Origin of the sequence: Smaragdicoccus niigatensis DSM 44881 = NBRC 103563, assembly GCF_000380645.1 — a bacterium.
Lineage (GTDB): Bacteria > Actinomycetota > Actinomycetes > Mycobacteriales > Mycobacteriaceae > Smaragdicoccus > Smaragdicoccus niigatensis.
This window is the reverse complement of record NZ_AQXZ01000017.1, coordinates 232236-249380: the sequence shown is the minus strand read 5'-3', so window position 1 is coordinate 249380 and position 17145 is coordinate 232236. Positions and strand designations below refer to the sequence as shown.

Sequence of the window (17145 nt, the reverse complement as noted above, 5' to 3'; positions counted from 1 at the left end):
GGGGTCGTAGAGGTTGGTCATCTTTACTCCAAAGTCTGTGGGGATTCGCGGACCAGGTGGCGGTTAGAGCGCGCCCTTGGGCGCCCGGCTGATGACGTGGTCGACGAAGCCGTACTCGAGAGCTTCCTTTGCGGTGAACCAGCGGTCGCGGTCGGAGTCGGTCTCGATCTCCTCGTAGGTACGACCGGTGTGCTGTGCGTTGAGAGCCGTCAACTCACGCTTGGTGTGCGCGAACTGCTCAGCCATGATCGCGATGTCCGCCGCGGTACCACCAATGCCAGCCGAGGGCTGGTGCATCATGATTCGCGCGTGCGGCAGCGCGAAACGCTTACCCTTCGTTCCCGCAGTGAGCAGGAACTGGCCCATCGAAGCGGCGAGGCCCATGCCGTAGGTGGCGACATCACACGGCACGAATTCCATCGTGTCGAAGATGGCCATTCCGGCCGTGACCGAGCCGCCCGGGGAGTTGACGTAGAGCGCGATGTCGCGCTCGGAGTCTTCTGCCGACAGCAGCAGGAGCTGGGCGCAGAGCTTGTTCGCGATATCGTCATCGACCTGAGTGCCGAGGAAGATGATGCGCTCCCGCAGAAGGCGCTCATACACGGAATCGCTCAGGTTGAGGCCCGAGGCCGCCGAGGTCATCCGGCTGGACAAGCTGTTACTGGACACCGATACCCGCCTTCTTCCATGGAGCTGATTGAGGCTGTTCAAAAGCCTTGAGGTGCTTGTAGAAGCACCGCCTCGATACACACATTAACCAGATGAGGCGGCACCGGAATCCCGGCACCGCCTCACTTCGCTTAGAGCGGAACGAGTTCTTCCGCAAACCTACTTGGTCAGCAGGCTTTACTCGGCCTCTTCGGCCTGCGTTTCGTCCTCCGAAGAGGCCTCTGCAGCGAGGTCCACCACATTGCCGTCGGTGTCGGTGACAGTGACGCGCTCGATGACCTGCTGGAGAGCCTTTCCGCGGCGCACGTCGGCGAAGACCGCACCGAGCTGGTTAGCCTTCTGGATCTCCGCGATGTACTCCTCAGGCTTCATTCCGAAGCGCTGCGCCTGCATGAGGATGCGGGTGGTGAGCTCGTCCTGGCTGACCTGGGTGCCCTCGGCCTCAGCGATGGCGTCGAGCAGGAGCTGGATCTTGACGGCGCGCTCGGCGCCCTCGCGAACCTCGGCCTCCCAGCTCTCACGAGTCTTGCCCTGGCCCTCGAGGAGCTGGTTCAGCAGCTCGTCGTTGTGCTCGAACTGGTGCACCAGGTTGTGGATCTGCTCGTCGGTCTCGGCCTTGACGACAGCCTCCGGGACCGGGATGTCGAGGGTCTCGAGGAGGTGGTCGACGACCTTCTCGCGGATCTGACCGACCTGAGCCATCTTCTTCGACTGCTCGGTACGGGTGCGCAGATCTGCCTTGAGCTCGTCGATCGTGTCGAACTCGCTGGCTTCCTGAGCGAAGTCGTCGTCGGCCTCGGGAAGCTGACGCTCCTTGACGGTGCCGACGGTGACGGTCACGGTGGCTTCCTGGCCGGCGTGGTCGCCCGCGAGAAGCTTGGTGGTGAACTCCTTCGACTCGCCTGCCGCGAGACCCTCGAGCGCCTCGTCGAGGCCGTCGATGAGCTGGTCCGAACCGACCTCGTGCGACATGCCCTCGGTGGCCGCCTCCGGCACGTCCTCGCCGTCGACGGTGGCCGACAGGTCGATCGTGACGATGTCACCCTTGGTGGCACCGCGCTCGGTGGCGACGATCGAGCCGAAGCGACGACGCAGGTTGGTCAGCGCCTCCTCGACGTCCTCGTCGGTGACGGTCAGCGGGTCCACCGTGACGGTGACCTCGGAGTAGTCCGGGAGGGTGATCTCCGGGCGGATGTCGACCTCGGCGGTGAACTCGAGGAGCTCGCCGTCCTCGATCTTGGTGATCTCGATGTCCGGCTGGCCGAGGACCTTGACGTCACCCTCGGTGACGGCCTGGCTGTAGCGGTTCGGGATCACGTCGTTGACGACCTGCTCGAGAATCGGGCCGCGGCCGACGCGGGCCTCGATGATGCGCGCCGGAGCCTTGCCCGGACGGAAGCCCGGGATGCGGAACTGCTGTGCGAGCGCCTTGTAAGCCTTGTCGAACTCGGGCTTCAGCTCCTCGAACGGCACCTCGACGTTGATGCGGACGCGAGTGGGGCTCAGCTGCTCGACGGTGCTCTTCACCGAATGCTCCTCATGTGACGTACTGGATCTGCCTGCCGGTTGACCGGCTGTCGACGATGTTTCTGGTCGGGGTGACAGGATTTGAACCTGCGACCCTCCGCTCCCAAAGCGGATGCGCTACCAAGCTGCGCTACACCCCGTTAATGCCCCAAGAATCTTTGCACGATCCTTGCCTGGACCGGTAACCGGGCTGGTGTCTCGACTCGCGGGAATCCGGTTTCCACTTTCGCCGGACGGTTATGTACAGTCGATCTCGCACACGGCAACAGTGGCGATCCCTCAGATGCCGCGTGCCTTGCGGGTGTAGTTCAATGGTAGAATCTCAGCCTTCCAAGCTGATTGTGCGGGTTCGATTCCCGTCACCCGCTCCATCTATCTTCGCAGATCAGGGCCGAGAAGTCTCACTCCGGCCGGATCAACTTCAGCATCGCCTCGGTGATCGCCGCAAAGTCCTTGTTCGCCGCCGGATTGTTGGTCGACGTGCTGTTCAACGCCCCAATCACGAGGTCGCGGAGAATCCGCGGGTTGATGTCCGTACGCACCACGCCGGCACGCCGCCCTCGCTCCAACGCCTCGTTCCACACCTGGGCAAAACGCCGCTCGTGCGGAACCTGCTCGGCACGCAGGTCCGGCGGCAGCGTCTCGACCATCCGGACGATGGCAGCGGCACGGTCGTCGCTCGCGTGCAGCGCGTCAAGATGACCGCGGATCGCAGCCCGGAGCCGATCAGCCGCTGACGCCTCGGGCGGAACCGCGTCGATTGCGTTCTTCACGGCCGCTCGCGCGGACTCAATGCAGTCGATGAGCGTCGCGGCAACCAGCTCATCCTTCGTGCGGAAATGGAAATACAGACTGCCGACTTGAAGCTGCGCCGCGGCGGCAATTCGACGCAGACTCGCGCCCCCGTATCCATGTTCGGCGAACTCTCGGGCGGACACGTCCAGGATGCGTCGCCGAGTCCGCGCGGCCTTGGTATCGCTGCTCTCCACGCAAATGACTCTATCGAATCGGACGACTGTTCGATTATCATAAATTCGAACGATCGTCCGATTCTGAGGAGTGCCGCCATGGCCACACCGATCCCCCGTACCCAAGACCGCATGTCACACGACGTTTTCCTGCCGAAGGAGACGGTCGAACTCCGCGCGCGGGCTCGTGCGTCGGTGAGTCGGCATCTCGCTCCGTGGGCACGCGACATCGGGTCACGCGAGGAAACAGCCGACAGTTTCTGCTGGGAGGCCTTCCGCGGACTCGCCTCCGACGGACTGTTTGGCGTCCCGTTCACATCCGAGTTCGGCGCCGGACTGGAGTATCCGATGCTCGGGACCTGCACTGTCACCGAAGAGATCGCCTACGAGTCGTCCTCGATCGCGGGCGTATACGACGGCCAGTGCATCCTCGTCCCAGCCACCCTGCGTCACGCGAGCCCGGCACTTCGCGAACGACTCATTCCTGATCTGGTGTCGGGCACGCAGGCGTTTGCCTTCGCCACCACGGAACCCGATACAAGTTCGGACCTCACCGCTGAGCGACTCGGCACGTACGCCGAAGAGGCCGACGGCGGATACATCGTCAACGGCCGCAAGCGGTGGATCACCAACAGCGTGGTCGCCGGCTGGGTGTCGATGCTGGTGCGGGCGGGCCGCGACGGCACGCGCGCGCACATGCTGCTCATCGACCTGACGAGTCCTGGCGTGCGGATCGGTACCCCGGACCGCAAGATGGGTCACCGCGGTCAGATCACTGCCGACATCGTCCTCGAGAATGTCCATGTCCCGGCAGAGAACGTTCTCGGTGAACCGGGTCGTGGCATGTCCGTCGCGTTGTCCGCATTGGTACGTGGACGCATCGGCATCGGCGCGGCCGGCGTCGGGGTCGCACAGGCTGCGCTCGACCTTGCGGTCCACCGCCTCCAGACCCGCCACGTCTTCGGCAAGCCACTCGGCGCGATGCAGCACTGGCAGTTCCAGATGGCCCAACGCGCAACGGAAATCGAATGCGCACGCAGCCTCTATCAAAAGGCAGCGATGCTTCTCGACACCGGTGACGCCACCGCCGAACCAGAGGCCGCGATGGCCAAGGCCTACGGCACCCGCCTGGCCAACGACCTCGTCCGGGAAGCCATTCAGATTCACGGCGCAGCAGGCTTCTCGCGGGAGGTCGGCGAGACCGGCGAAACCTTCCGACTCGAGGAGATGTACCGCGATGCCAAGATCCTCGAGATCTTCGAAGGCGCCAACGAACTCCAGCAGTGGATCATCGCGCGACGGCTGATTGGTCGGGAGATCACGGGCTGAAAACGCCTGACTGTCCGATTCGTGCACTTTGTGCGTACGCCAATCACATGACAGCCCAATGCGATTCGGATGATTGCGCGACCTCGGCAAACGTCCGAGCGAATACTCGCAATCAGGCCGATCCGCTGCGTAGGTGGGGCGTAACCGGCCGCTGGAGTAGATGTGAAGAGCCGGATCATTCGCACCCTGTGGTCGGTGCCGGATCACCGCCACTTGCCCACCGCCGGTCCTTCCGAAACCACATCACCCAACCCCAGCACGAATGCACTCAGACTGGACATCCAGGGGTTGCGGGCCATCGCGGTTCTCGTGGTCGTCGCCAACCACCTGTTCAAGTGGCCACAAGGCGGATATGTCGGCGTCGACGTGTTCTTCGTCGTGTCGGGCTACTTGATCACCGGACTACTCCTGCGCGAGCACGCCCGGACCGAGACGATCTCGTGGATCGGGTTCTACAAGCGACGGATCAAACGGATCATTCCGGCCGCGGTCACCACGATCTTCGTGACGTGCACGCTCGCTCCCCTGGCACTCGGATGGTCGCGCGGCGTCCGCACGGCAGTCGACGGCCTGTGGGCGCTGTTCTTCGTGGGCAACTGGCGGATGTACTTCCAGGACACGGACTACTTTCAGCGCAGCCAACTGCCGAGTCCACTCCAGCACTATTGGTCCCTGGGCGTTGAGGAGCAGTTCTACACCGTCTGGCCGTGGTTGCTGCTGGCTCTCATGACCGTGCTCCTCAAGGTGACCGGACACCTTGGGTACGACCGCAGCGTCACCGCTGTCGCAATCACGCTCATCGGCGGAGCGTCGTTCATTCTCGCCATCGTGCAGACGGCCGAGAGCCCGTCGGCGGCGTACTTCTCGTCGCTCACTCGCGCGTGGGAACTGGGCGTCGGCGTGCTTGTCGCGGTTGCGTCATTTGCCACCGTGAAGATCCCGCGGCAGCTGCGGCCGATACTCGCCTGGGCCGGCATTGCGGGAATCATCGCAAGCGTCCTGCTCATCAACGATCGGACGCCTTTTCCCGGTCCGTGGGCTGCCGCACCGGTGCTGTCGACCGCACTGGTGATCGCGGTCGGTGAAGGCGGCTACCCCAACCGCTATGTACCGATCCTGACCAGCGGGCTCAGTCACTACATCGGGGACTTGTCGTACTCGATCTACCTGGCGCATTACCCGGTGATCATCCTGCTTGCCGGAGTGATCAATCGGTCTAGCGCCGTGTACTACATCGCCTGCGTTGCCGGCATCGCGGCCGCCAGCCTCCTGAGCTTCTATGGCGTCGAGAACCCGGTCCGAAAGTCGAGCTGGCTCAGCGGCAAGGGTCGGCGCCTGGGAAAGGTACGGATTTCTCGACCGGTGAAGGTCGCCGCCGTCCTTCTTGCGGCGTACTCGGCGGTCGTCATCACCGTGGTCGTGCAGAAGCGGCTCGATGACCGATCGGCGGAGTCGGTCACGCACGCGACCGCACAGCCCGGAAGCCGTGTCCAATGCTTCGGCGCCGCAGCCGTTTACGCCAAGGCGACCTGCATTCCACTCACCGACACCACGCTCGTCCCGTCGCCGGTCAACGCCGGCGAAGACAACAAGATCTGGTGGTCGGAGTGCTTCATCAACGTCGATGAGGCGGTGATGCCGACCTGCCACGACGGTGCGACCGATGGGGCGGTCCGCATCGCCCTCTTCGGCGACAGTCACGCGGGGATGTTCCGAAATGCGCTGATGGAGACCGCCAAAGCACGCGGTTGGCAGGTCGACACCTACTACGGCGCAGGCTGCCGAGTGGGTGTCCCGTGGCGGTGTCCGAGCTTGGATTCAACGCTGGAAAAGCTCGCGACCGGGAAGTACAACCTCATCCTCACCACGGGCTTCTACGACGCCGCATTGTCCAACATCGATGGCGGGCGAGGCCTGAATCCGGGCGACGACGTCGCCGTCTCAGACGCGTGGAAGAAGTTGATCGCGTCGTCCGGGGCCAAACTCGTCGTCATCGGTGATGTTCCCCGGATCACCGAAGATGCGTTGGCATGCATCAAGCTCGTGACGACCACCGCCGACACGGACTGCTCGATGGAACGCGGGCCCGCAGTCACCCGGGTGACGCTGGACAGTGCGGTGGCACGCACACCCGAAGCCGGATTCATCGACCTGACGAACATCTTCTGCGACCTGCAGCGATGCCGGTCGATCATCGGCAGCGCGATCGTCTACGCAGACGGCGCGAGCCACCTGACGGACACCTTCGCCGCGTCGCTGGGCCCCTATCTCGCCGACGAGATCGCCAAGTTCCTACCGTCGCCCTAGGCGAGCCCGTTGTAGGTGGGCAGGTCGATCGAGTCCGCGGTCTTGAACCAGATCCGCTCCGCGATCGGTCGCAGCGGCCACTTCTGCATCCACTTGTAGGCGGCGGCCTGGCCGGCGATGTCGGACTCCTTCATCGGCGCAAAACGGTCCAACGTGTTGTTCAGCTTCTGGCAGTTTTCGACGTACGGGCTCATGACCGCGGCATATCGCTCGAATGCCGCGTGGACCGTCTCATTACTCAGGGTCTCCCTCGCCGGCCCCAGTTCCCCGGCCAGGACGTAGGCGCCAACCAGCGCGAGACTGGTCCCCATGCCGCTCAGCGGCGAGGCGCAATAACCGGCATCGCCGACGAGCGTGACCCGGCCTTGCGCCCACGACGGCATCTTGACCTGCGCGAACACGTCGAAGTAGAAGTCGTCGGCGGTCTGCGCAGCTTCGAGCAGAGCGTCACACTCCCAGCCCTTGCCGGTGAACCGCTCGACGAGAATCCGGCGTTGTGCGTCGACGTCGTGCCGGTCGTAATCGAGAGGCTCGGATTGGAACGCAAGCCCCGCCTTTGCCATCGACGGGTCGTGGGTCGCGCGCATCGACGCGTTGAGCCCACCGGGCGCCTGGTAGGTGAGATACCAGCCGTCGAGCCCGATCGTGTCCGGCGCGGAGAACCACGCGTTGTAACCGCCAAGCGGTTTCACGAACTGTTCCTCGGGCCCGAACACCAGTCGTCGAACGCCGGAGTGCGGACCGTCGGCGCCGACAACGAGATCCGCACGAAGCTGCGATCCGTCAGACAACGTGACATTCACGCCCGCCACGCCCTGATCGATCTCCGTGATCCGGACGTTGAACCGATATTCGACGCTGTCCTTGGTCGCCTGATACAGCACGTCGACGAGATCTCCGCGAAGAATCTCGAGCTTGCTCACCAGCCCGTTTCCGTGGAAGGCGGTCACCGGCATCTCGGCCCGCCAGCTGCCGTCCGACCGGACCCACGCAGCACCGCTCTGCGCCACTGCGCGGGCCTTCATCTGGTCCAGCAGACCCATCCGGTCGACGACGTCGCCGCCGATTCCACGGAGATCAACCGTCTGCCCACCGGGTCGGATTCCCGGTGCGATCTCGACCACGATGACGCGGTAGCCGTTCTTCGTGAGCCAGTACGCAAGCGTTGGACCTGCGATTCCAGCACCGCTGACCACTACCGTCGGGCGTGACATGGGTCATATTCTAGGCGTACCGTGCCGACGGAGGTGCCGAAAGAATTCCACATGGTCTGTTTCTCGGGTTGTCGAACACTGTCATCTTTTTGACTGACGCCATGATCAATTCCGCGGCCGCTATCTTGTTTGCACATCGAGTCCCTAGCCACCGAGCGGTCCATGCCAACCCTTTTCCTGCTGTGTTTCATCATCGGCGTCACCGCACTCGTCGGGACGCTGATCCTCGGCGAGGTCGGCGGCGGTTCCGGACATGTGTCGGACGGACTGCCGTTTCTGAGCCTCACGACACTGGCCGCCGCGATCTTCGGTTTCGGCGCCGGCGGCGGGGTCATCGCGCTCACCGAACTCCCGGTTCCGGTCCAACTCGGCGCCGGCGTCGGCAGCGCGGTCCTTCTCGTCGCGATTCTGCGGGGGCTCCTGGTTCCGTACCTGACTCGGCAACAGTCGAACTCGCACTACGGTCGCTCTGCTTACCTCGGCAAGCTCGCCCGCGTCGAGATTCGAATCCCGGTGGGCGGGTGGGGTGAGGTGTCCGTGCCAGACCCGGACGGCAGTCGGGTCCGGCTCAAGGCCAAGAGCCCGGAAAACGTCGAACTACCCGCTCACGCCAAGGTCTACATCGCCGACCTCGACACCGAATTCGTGCACGTCGTCGCTGTTCCAGAAATCGAATGAGGGAATGAAATGAACCCAATCATCGCCATCGGGTTCGCCGTCGTCGGCGCACTCATCGTGTTCGTCGTGCTGCCTCTGGTCTACGTGAAGAACTACATCAAGGTGCCGCCCAACGAGGTTGCCGTCTTCACGGGCCGCGGCGCGCCCAAGGTCGTACGTGGTGGTGCACGGTTGCGCATTCCCGGTATCGAGCGTGTCGACGTCATGTCGCTCGAACCGTTCAACGTGAACATCAACCTGCAGAACGCGCTGTCCAACAACGGCGTGCCGGTCAATGTCGAGGCCGTCGGCCTGGTGCGCATTGGATCAGCCGACGAAGCGGTCCAGACGGCGGTCCAGCGATTCCTGACGTCTGATCCGGATGCCCTGCAGAAGCAGATCAACGACATCCTGTCCGGAAGCCTTCGCGGAATCATCGCGACGATGACGATCGAGGATCTGAACTCCAACCGCGAGACCCTCGCGCGAAGCGTCGTCGAGGAAGCCGGGACCGACCTCGCGCGGATCGGTATGGAGGTCGACGTCCTCAAGATCGCCGGAATCTCCGACCGCAACGGCTACCTCGAGTCGCTCGGTCAGCGCCGCATCGCCGAAGTGCGCCGGGACGCGGAGGTCGGCACCGCCGAGGCTCAGCGCGACTCGCAGATCCGGTCGGCGAAGGCCCGGCAGGAAGGTGCAGTCGCACAGGCCGAAGCGGACACCGCCATCGCCATGGCTAACCAGCGCCGCGATGTCGAACTCGCGCGACTCCGCGCCCAGACCGAAGCCGAAAACGCACAGGCCGACCAGGCCGGACCGCTCGCGCAGGCCAAGGCGACGAAAGACGTCGGCATCGCCCGCGAGCAGGCGGAAGCCGCCCGTGTCGAGGCCCGAACCGAGGTCGAGCGCAAGCGCGCGATGCAGGCCCAAGCCGCCTTGCAGGCTGATGTCATTGCGCCCGCCGAGGCCGCCCGCCAGGCCGCCGTCGCGCGCGCCGAGGGAGAACGTCAGGCGACGATCCTGCTGGCGCAGGCGAAGGCCGAGGCGGCGCGACAGAACGGTGAAGCCGAGGCCGAGGCTCGCAAGTTCGCCGCCGACGCACTTCGTGCCGAGCGCGTCGCTGTCGCGGACGGTGTCCGGGCGGAGAAGCAAGCCGAGGCCGACGGTCTGCGCGCAATGCTCGAAGCCGAAGCCACTGGTAAGCGCCAGATCGCCGACGCGCTCAACTCGTTCACCGAGAAGGCCGCGAACCTCCAGAGTCTCCCGGCAGTCCTTCAGGCGCTCGTCGACGCGACCTCCAAGACGGCCGAGCAGGTTCGCGCGATCGACAAGATCTCGATCATCGGCAGCGCCGAAACTGCACAGAACTCGATGGGCTCGATACTCGGGATCTCACCGCAGGCGATCGCCGGGGTCATCACGAGTCTGCAGGCAACCGGAATCGACATCACCGGCATTCTCAACGGCAAGCCCAGCCAGCCGACGGTGCCGTTGGTCCCGGCCGCGGAACCGGAGCAGAACGGAGCGGCGTCCCAGTAGGCACCCGGAGAATGAGCCGGAAGACTATGGTCACGCGCCGAACGTTCGGCGCCGGAAATCCGCGTGAAGGTCTCGGCCCAGATGGTCTGTACAAAACTCATAGGTTGTACAGACCGCCGTGCGGGAGACATTGGACCCGGGGCACATTGTTGATCTTGCGTAAAGGCCATCGGCGCGATGGCCTTTACGCGCGATAATGCCCTCAGCCACCACGCTGAGGAGGCCGCCGTGTCGTCACGCATCGCACTCGCCATTTCCGGTACCGCGCTGCTGATCTCGGCTGGTTGTGCCACGAACACCGAGTCGACGCCCGCCGGGCCGAACATCCTGGTGACGAAGGACGACGCGCTCGCCGCCCAACTTCCGAGCAAGATCCGGGACAGCGGCAAGATCGTGGTCGGCGTGAATCTGCCGTACGCACCCAACGAGTTCAAAGACTCGTCCGGCAAGCTCGTGGGGTTCGACGTCGATCTCTTCAATGCCGTCGCCAAGGTCCTCGGCGTCACGCCCGACTACCGCGAAGCTGATTTCGAAAAGATCATTCCCGCGGTTCAGGCCGGTACGTACGACGTCGGAATGTCGTCCTTCACCGATACGAAGGCGCGCGAGGAAACCGTCGATTTCACCAACTACTTCAATGCCGGAATCCAATGGGCGCAGCGGACGGGCAAGCCGGTCGATCCGACCAACGCCTGCGGAAAGAAGGTCGCCGTCGAATCGACGACGATCGAGGACACCGACGACCTGCCCAAGCGAAACGACAAGTGCCTCGCCGAGGGGAAACCGGCCATCGAGGTCGTGCGCTTCGACCAGCAGTCTGATGCCACGAACGCCCTGGCCTTGGGACGTGTCGACGCGATGTCCGCGGACTCCCCCGTGACCGCGTACGCGATCAAGCAGAGCAACGGCGCGCTCGAAGCGACCGGGCCGATATTCGCGACGGCGCCCTATGGTTGGCCGATCGCCAAGAACTCCCCGCTCGCGAACCTGTTGAAGCAGGCACTCGAGAACCTGGTCAGCACCGGTGCCTACAAAATGATCGCCCACAAGTGGGGGCTCGAGAGCGGCGTCATCACGAAGCCGACCATCAACGGTGCCGTCTCCTGACCCATCGACCACCATGCCGGAGCCGGTTCCTATCGTCCCGCTCCGGCGACCCGGCCGGTGGATCGGCGCTGCGGTCGGTCTCATCGGTGCCGCACTCGTGGCCTGGGGCGCGGCGACGAATCCGGCGTACGACTGGCCCACTTATTGGCGCTATCTGTTCGATGCACGCATCTCGGCGGGCGCCCTGACGACCCTCGAATTGACGGTCACCGCGATGGCGATCGGCATCGGGCTGGGGCTTGTCGTGGCGGTCATGCGCCTGTCGGGAAACCCGGTTCTCGGTGTCATCGCCTGGCTCTATGTCTGGGTGTTCCGCGGTACGCCGGTCTACGTGCAACTCGTGTTCTGGGGTCTGTTCCCATCGATCTATCGATCCATCGACCTTGGAGTCCCCTTCGGCCCACAGTTCGTCCACCTCGACATCCAAGGGCTGAGCGCGGCGTTCATGTTCGCCTTCATCGGCTTGGGGCTCAACGAGGCCGCCTATATGGCCGAGATCTTCCGGGCCGGCGTGAATTCGGTGGGCATCGGCCAGCTCGACGCGGCCACCGCGCTGGGCATGTCGTGGCTGCTCATGATGCGTCGGATCGTGCTGCCGCAGGCCATGCGGCTCGTGATCCCGCCGACCGGCAACGAGATCATCAGCATGCTGAAAACGACGTCTCTGGTAACTGCTGTCCCCCTCAGCACCGAGCTCTACGGTCGCGCGCGGGAGATCTACGGAATCAACTTTCGACCGATCCCGCTGATGCTCGTAGCGGCGACCTGGTACCTCGCGATGACGAGCGTGCTCATGGTCGGGCAGCACTTCCTCGAACGCCGCTACCAGGTAGGACGCCGATGACCACGCCGGCGGTGCAGGTGGATCGCGTCTACAAGAGCTTCGGTGCCACCCACGTGCTGAACGGTTTGTCCCTCACGGTCGAGACCGGCGAGGTGGTGTGCATCATCGGACCCTCCGGGGCCGGAAAGTCGACGCTGCTGCGATGCATCAATCACCTCGAGACCGTGACTGCCGGCCAGATCTTCGTCGCGGGCTCGCGAATCGGCTACGAAGAACGAAAGGGCAAGGTCTACGAACTCGCGCCGCGTCAGGTCGCTCGGCAGCGTCGTCAGGTGGGGATGGTCTTCCAGAACTTCAATCTGTTTCCGCACCGAACCGCGCTCGCCAACATCATCGAGGCGCCCATCCACGTGCGCGGACTGTCCGAAGCGGCCGCGACCTCCCGCGCCCACGAGCTTCTTGAACGTGTCGGGCTACGCAATAAGGCGAACTCCTACCCCGCCCAGCTCTCCGGGGGTGAGCAACAACGAGTGGCGATCGCACGCGCTCTGGCGATGGACCCCCAGCTCCTCTTGTTCGACGAACCGACGTCGGCGCTCGACCCCGAACTCGTCGGCGAAGTGCTCGCTGTCATGCGAAACCTCGCCGCCGACGGCATGACGATGATCGTCGTGACCCACGAAATGGGTTTTGCGGAAGAGGTCGCGGACCGTGTTGCCTTCTTGGACGCGGGGGTGGTCGTGGAGTCGGGACGTCCGGCGGATCTCCTCCGGAATCCCACCCACGACCGCACCCGCGCATTCCTGTCCCGACTGAACCGTCAGCCCGAATAGTTCGAGAGGTCGTAGACCGTCGTGTTTCCGACCGTCTTCTTCGGGAACGTCGCTTCGACCCATGCGGTGATGTCCGCGTGGCCGCCACCGCGCATGAAGCCACTCGTTGCCGGTGTTGCACGCTGTCCACGGTTTCGGCCGGCGGTTTCTCGGTTCGCGGTCGCTCTCCCCTCACCCTGATTGCCCACGATGTAGTACGTGATCTGGTGATCCTTCACGTACTGCTTGAACTGCGCGAGGGTCGGGACGGGATCGTTGTTGAATCCGCCGATCGCCATGATTGCGGTGCGGCTCGATAGTTCGAGCGCTGCCGCGGCCGACGATCGATCGATCGCAGCGGCCCACTTCGTATGCGTCGCCTGGAGCATCGCGTCAAGCTGCGGGTTCGCGCTGGTTTGTTCGTCGAAGCTCCCGAACCCGCCGCGCCCTCCGCCGGCTCGCTCGCTGCGAGCGGGGCCCACCGTCGGACTTCCGCCGGTGTGCGCCTGCCCGAGCGTTGCCACCGCGTAGGCCGTCGAGCCGCCGAATCCGGCGAGCACACCGATGATGACAAAAACGGTGGTGAACCGGCGTAGCGGGGTGCCCGGTACGACGAAAACACCCGCCGCCGCGACGACGGTGGCAATGAGGATTGCCCATCGCACCTCCGGAAGCCACGTCGAATTGCGTTGCAGAAGAACGAATCCCCAGCCGCCCGCGGCGAGAATGATCGACGCATTGCCGATCCGTCCCAGCAATTCCTGCCGTCGCACCCACATCTCGTGAATGCCGAGCCCCACCAGTCCAGCGATCGCAGGACCGATCGCGAGCGTGTAATAGGCGTGGGTCAGCTGCTTCATGAAACTGAGGACGAGGCCGTCGACAATCAGCCAGAGACCGAAAACCAAGGCCGCGGCACGAACGAGATCGGTGCGCGGGAAACTCCGGCGAGCGACGAGAACCAGCACGAACGCGACGAGCGCGGCCGGTAGGAGCCAGCTGATTTCGAACCCGACCTCACCGTTGAAGAGCCGCCCGAGACCCGCGGATTGACTTCCGAATCCGCCGCGCTGCATGAACTGCTGCACCTGTTGCTGCGTCACGCCCGGCGGAAGCTGGACGCCCTGGAACGTCTGACCAGCACCCCGGAAGTTCTGGCCCATCGCTTGCCCAGCGCCGCCGCCGCGATTACGACCGAGAATTCGAGACAGTCCGTTGTATCCGATGACGAGGTTCATGAAGCTGTTGTCGGTCGAGCCCGCCATGTACGGGCGTGACGAGGCCGGCCACAGAATCGTCAGCAGGACGTACCAACCGGACGAGACCACGGTTGCGACGAGCGCGACGATCGTGTGCTGAATCCGCTTGCTGAGCGCGATCGGAGCCGCGATCAGATACGCGATGGCCAGGGCAGGCATGACCATGAGTCCTTCGAGCATCTTCGCCAGGAACGCGAATCCAAGTGCGACGCCGGTCAGCGCAACCCACCAGACACTGCCCTTCTCGATGGCGCGGATCGTGCAGTAGGCGGCCGCCATCATGAGCAGCACCATCGCGGCATCGGGGTTGTTGAACCGGAACATCAGCGCGGCGACGGGCAGGATGGCGAGCGCGGTGCCCGCGAGCAGTCCCGCGCCCCGGCCGCTGACCCGGGCAACCGCTCCGTACAGCAGCGCCACTGCGGCGACCGCCATGAGGGCCTCCGGAACGAGCATGCTCGCGCTCGAGAATCCGAAGATCTTGCCGGACAGACCCATGACCCACTGCGATACCGGCGGCTTGTCGACGGTGATGAAGTTCGACGGATCGACCGAACCGAAAAGCAGTGCCTCCCAGTTCTTCGATCCGGCCCAGGCTGCGCCCGCGTAGAAGCCGTTCGCCATCCCGTTGATGGTGATGTTCCAGAGGTAGGCCACGGCGGTTCCAACGAGCAGGACGACGAGGCCGACCCGCTCCCAGATGTGCTTGCGTGGGTGGACCGCCACGGGTTCGGGTTCGATGGCCAATGGCTCCAGAATCGCTGTCACCTGGTCAGTGTCAGAACTCTAGGTGGGCGTCAGCTTGAGGAAAGCTGGCAATCGGCAGTGAGTCGGAACAGTTGGGTGTCGTGGGCTGCGACGTTTGCCCGCATATGTCCCGAAAGGTCGGATTTCGTTCCCGCCCAAACATTTTCGATGCACCCGAATTGTCCGAGTCGGCTCGGGTCGAGGTCGATCACGCGATCGGAGACGTCCGCGTTGTAGAACGCGATGGCCACCGAGCCGTCTGCCAGATATCGAGTCCAGACCGAACCCTCAGTTCCGGGGAGCGGCTCCCCGGTGCGGCCCGCGGGGTCCTGGTCGATGGCGAGCATTCCTCGGTTCGTCAACAGACGACCGGTCTCCGCACTCATTGTCGAGAGGTCGTTGCCCGCGATGAGAGGGGCCGCCATCATCGCCCACATCGACAACTGCGTTCGAGACTCGGCCGTCGACAGACCCGGGTAGTTCAGTGGTTCACCGTCGACGCCGACTTCGAGCATGTCGGGATCGAGCCAGAATCCCTGCCCGAACTGAGTGGTCAGCAACGCGGCCGAATCGATGATGTCCGCGATCCCCTGATAGTCGTACGGTCCGCGGCCAAGTCGCCAGGCCGGAACGACGTCGTTCGTCGCCCGAGACATCGACGATGTCCAACGCCACGACCCCGAACTACCAGGCACCGCTCCGACGATTCCGCTGTTGGCGTTGATGCTGTAGACGATCGGCCGTCCCGTCGAGCGCAAGGCATCTCGCATCGCATTGAACGCCTGCCGTTGTTCGCCGACCGCAGCGCCCGGCGCACACCAGTCGTACTTGAGGTAGTCGACGCCCCAGTCGGCGAAGGTGCTGGCGTCGATCTGCTCGTGCCCGCGGCTTCCGGTCCGGCCTGGATAGGTTCCGTAGGTCTGGGCGCACGTGGCCTCACTCGGGCTCGAGTAGATCCCGAACAACAACCCACGCGCGTGCAGGTAATCGCCGAGCGCACGCATCCCGCTCGGGAATCGGACCGGGTCCGCCTGCAGCTCGCCGGTGCTCGTCCGCTGCGACGCCACCCAGCAGTCGTCGACGACGACGTACCGATATCCGGCGTCTCGCATGCCGCTGCTCACCATCGCGTCGGCCGTGTGCTCGATGAGTGATTCATTGATCCCGCAGCGGAACGTGTTCCAGCTGTTCCACCCGAGCGGGGGCGTCGCCGCGGCCCCGGGGATCGCCTGGGAGAACTCGACCGCGGGAAGCCCGGAAGCCGGCAGCGCAGCGAGGAACAGTCCGCCGGCGACGGCGAGACACAACCGGCCGGTGCGCTTCACGCCACCATGTTCGTCATGGTTGGGGCGGCTACCCACCACCGACCCCACATTCGCAGCAAACTGGCAACCGATTCGGAGCCTGCGTGGGCGTGGGCCAAGCCGTCAGTCGGCGGACGCAGACGCGCCGCGCCGTCCGCTCTGCCACGCGCTGACTTGCTCGATGACCCACTGTGGATCGTCCAATGGCAGGTCGTGCCCGGCTGTGGTGTGCATTCGAATCGGCGCCTCGAGCGAGCGCGCAATTTCTACCGAGCAGCGGTACGAGACCATTCGGTCACCGATCGACGTCACCACCAGCACCGGAGTCGCAACGCGATCCGGCGCTCGGAATTTTGTCGCCGCGAGGATCTGGTTGCGGACACTGTCCCGCTTGGGACCTGCCTCGACCTGCCAACGCGCCCACTGCTGTCCGATTGGGTCGAGCTCGGCGGCTGGCCGATTCGAACTCAGCGTGAGCAATCTCCGCTCCAGACCACCCGGAGCGGTCAGTTCGCGTCGAAGCAGCGCCGTCCCCACCGCTCGCGCAATCGTCAGTGCTCCGCGATCGACGGCATTGCCGAGGTTACCGGCGGACGAATTGATGACGACCGCCTGCCGAAAATCTTTGGGGTAGCGCGAAATCCAGTCCAGTGTTGCCATTCCGCCGAGCGAGATGCCCAGAATCGACCATTCGTCCTCGCCACGCAGGTCAGCGATGAACCGATCCCGCAGGTCGTCCACGATCTCGGCGACGCTCGCGGGTGAGACTCGACCGTTCTGGCTGCCGAACCCCGGCGGATCAATCGTGGCGACTTCGACTCCGAGTCCGGCGCTGAACGCCTCTGGGAAGTCGCCCCAGTGCCGAGCGTCTCGGGTCAGACCGCGAATGAGGAGCCACTTCATGATCTTCGATCGTTGTGGA

14 protein-coding genes and 2 tRNA genes are annotated in these 17145 nt (G+C 64.4%); 8 read left to right on the top strand and 8 right to left on the bottom strand.

The features are described 5' to 3' along the window. Positions 1–63: 63 nt before the first annotated feature. The 3 genes from F600_RS0113890 to F600_RS0113880 form a co-directional block, all read right to left on the bottom strand. Positions 64–642, bottom strand: coding sequence for an ATP-dependent Clp protease proteolytic subunit (locus F600_RS0113890; RefSeq protein WP_018161224.1), 579 nt, complete (start codon positions 640–642; stop codon positions 64–66). Between the two features lie 204 nt (positions 643–846). Beyond that, positions 847–2196, bottom strand: coding sequence for a trigger factor (gene tig / locus F600_RS0113885; RefSeq protein ID WP_018161223.1), 1350 nt, complete (start codon positions 2194–2196; stop codon positions 847–849). Between the two features lie 63 nt (positions 2197–2259). Then, positions 2260–2336 (bottom strand) — tRNA-Pro (locus F600_RS0113880). Positions 2337–2493: 157 nt separating this feature from the next. On the opposite strand from F600_RS0113880, the gene F600_RS0113875 reads away from it, so the two are divergent. Beyond that, positions 2494–2567, top strand: a tRNA-Gly gene (locus F600_RS0113875). Between the two features lie 30 nt (positions 2568–2597). Here F600_RS0113875 and F600_RS0113870 read toward each other — a convergent pair. After that, positions 2598–3185 (bottom strand): TetR/AcrR family transcriptional regulator, encoded by a 588-nt coding sequence (locus F600_RS0113870; RefSeq protein ID WP_018161222.1) that lies wholly within the window; start codon positions 3183–3185, stop codon positions 2598–2600. A gap of 78 nt (positions 3186–3263) precedes the next feature. Here F600_RS0113870 and F600_RS0113865 point away from each other — a divergent pair, with 78 nt between their 5' ends. Continuing rightward, positions 3264–4493: an acyl-CoA dehydrogenase family protein gene (locus F600_RS0113865; protein ID WP_018161221.1), complete on the top strand. Its 1230-nt coding sequence runs from the start codon at positions 3264–3266 to the stop codon at positions 4491–4493. 162 nt (positions 4494–4655) lie between these two features. Next, positions 4656–6800: an acyltransferase family protein gene (locus F600_RS0113860; protein ID WP_018161220.1), complete on the top strand. Its 2145-nt coding sequence runs from the start codon at positions 4656–4658 to the stop codon at positions 6798–6800. On the opposite strand, the gene F600_RS0113855 is transcribed toward F600_RS0113860, so the two are convergent. Further along, complete coding sequence (locus tag F600_RS0113855) at positions 6797–8014, bottom strand: FAD-dependent monooxygenase (RefSeq protein ID WP_018161219.1); 1218 nt, start codon at positions 8012–8014, stop codon at positions 6797–6799. The two genes, F600_RS0113860 and F600_RS0113855, sit on opposite strands and share 4 nt — an antisense overlap. A 162-nt stretch (positions 8015–8176) precedes the next feature. Between F600_RS0113855 and F600_RS0113850 the strand changes: the two genes are divergently transcribed. The 5 genes from F600_RS0113850 (at position 8177) to F600_RS0113830 (ending at position 12934) form a co-directional block, all read left to right on the top strand. Then, positions 8177–8692, top strand: a complete 516-nt coding sequence (locus F600_RS0113850) for an NfeD family membrane protein (RefSeq protein ID WP_018161218.1) — start codon at positions 8177–8179, stop codon at positions 8690–8692. 9 nt (positions 8693–8701) lie between these two features. Beyond that, complete coding sequence (locus tag F600_RS0113845) at positions 8702–10210, top strand: flotillin family protein (RefSeq protein ID WP_018161217.1); 1509 nt, start codon at positions 8702–8704, stop codon at positions 10208–10210. A gap of 177 nt (positions 10211–10387) precedes the next feature. Beyond that, the gene (locus F600_RS0113840; RefSeq protein WP_018161216.1) at positions 10388–11317 is read left to right on the top strand and encodes an ABC transporter substrate-binding protein; all 930 of its coding nucleotides are present in this window, start codon (positions 10388–10390) and stop codon (positions 11315–11317) included. 13 nt (positions 11318–11330) lie between these two features. Further along, positions 11331–12161 carry an amino acid ABC transporter permease gene (locus F600_RS28295; protein WP_018161215.1) on the top strand — a complete coding sequence of 277 codons (831 nt, stop codon included), beginning with the start codon at positions 11331–11333 and terminating at the stop codon, positions 12159–12161. Then, on the top strand, positions 12158–12934 hold the full coding sequence (locus F600_RS0113830; RefSeq protein WP_018161214.1) for an amino acid ABC transporter ATP-binding protein: 777 nt from the start codon (positions 12158–12160) through the stop codon (positions 12932–12934). The genes F600_RS28295 and F600_RS0113830 overlap by 4 nt, the downstream gene beginning before the upstream one ends. Here F600_RS0113830 and F600_RS0113825 read toward each other — a convergent pair. The 3 genes from F600_RS0113825 to F600_RS28290 all read right to left on the bottom strand — a co-directional run bounded on the left by F600_RS0113825 (position 12922) and on the right by F600_RS28290 (position 17126). Next, on the bottom strand, positions 12922–14940 hold the full coding sequence (locus tag F600_RS0113825) for an ArnT family glycosyltransferase (RefSeq protein ID WP_018161213.1): 2019 nt from the start codon (positions 14938–14940) through the stop codon (positions 12922–12924). The genes F600_RS0113830 and F600_RS0113825 overlap by 13 nt on opposite strands. 29 nt (positions 14941–14969) lie before the next feature. Then, positions 14970–16244: a glycoside hydrolase family 27 protein gene (locus F600_RS0113820; protein ID WP_162141418.1), complete on the bottom strand. Its 1275-nt coding sequence runs from the start codon at positions 16242–16244 to the stop codon at positions 14970–14972. A gap of 102 nt (positions 16245–16346) precedes the next feature. Next, positions 16347–17126, bottom strand: coding sequence for an alpha/beta fold hydrolase (locus tag F600_RS28290; protein WP_018161211.1), 780 nt, complete (start codon positions 17124–17126; stop codon positions 16347–16349). Positions 17127–17145: the final 19 nt, after the last annotated feature.

Bases quoted from the DNA above. Each gene is read 5' to 3' on its own strand.
- F600_RS0113890 (WP_018161224.1), bottom strand. From the start codon at position 642: ATGACCTCGGCGGCCTCGGGCCTCAACCTGAGCGATTCCGTGTATGAG.
- F600_RS0113865 (WP_018161221.1), top strand. From the start codon at position 3,264: ATGGCCACACCGATCCCCCGTACCCAAGACCGCATGTCACACGACGTT.
- F600_RS0113855 (WP_018161219.1), bottom strand. From the start codon at position 8,014: ATGTCACGCCCGACGGTAGTGGTCAGCGGTGCTGGAATCGCAGGTCCA.
- F600_RS0113850 (WP_018161218.1), top strand. From the start codon at position 8,177: ATGCCAACCCTTTTCCTGCTGTGTTTCATCATCGGCGTCACCGCACTC.
- F600_RS0113845 (WP_018161217.1), top strand. From the start codon at position 8,702: ATGAACCCAATCATCGCCATCGGGTTCGCCGTCGTCGGCGCACTCATC.
- F600_RS0113840 (WP_018161216.1), top strand. From the start codon at position 10,388: ATGGCCTTTACGCGCGATAATGCCCTCAGCCACCACGCTGAGGAGGCC.
- F600_RS28295 (WP_018161215.1), top strand. From the start codon at position 11,331: ATGCCGGAGCCGGTTCCTATCGTCCCGCTCCGGCGACCCGGCCGGTGG.
- F600_RS0113830 (WP_018161214.1), top strand. From the start codon at position 12,158: ATGACCACGCCGGCGGTGCAGGTGGATCGCGTCTACAAGAGCTTCGGT.
- F600_RS28290 (WP_018161211.1), bottom strand. From the start codon at position 17,126: ATGAAGTGGCTCCTCATTCGCGGTCTGACCCGAGACGCTCGGCACTGG.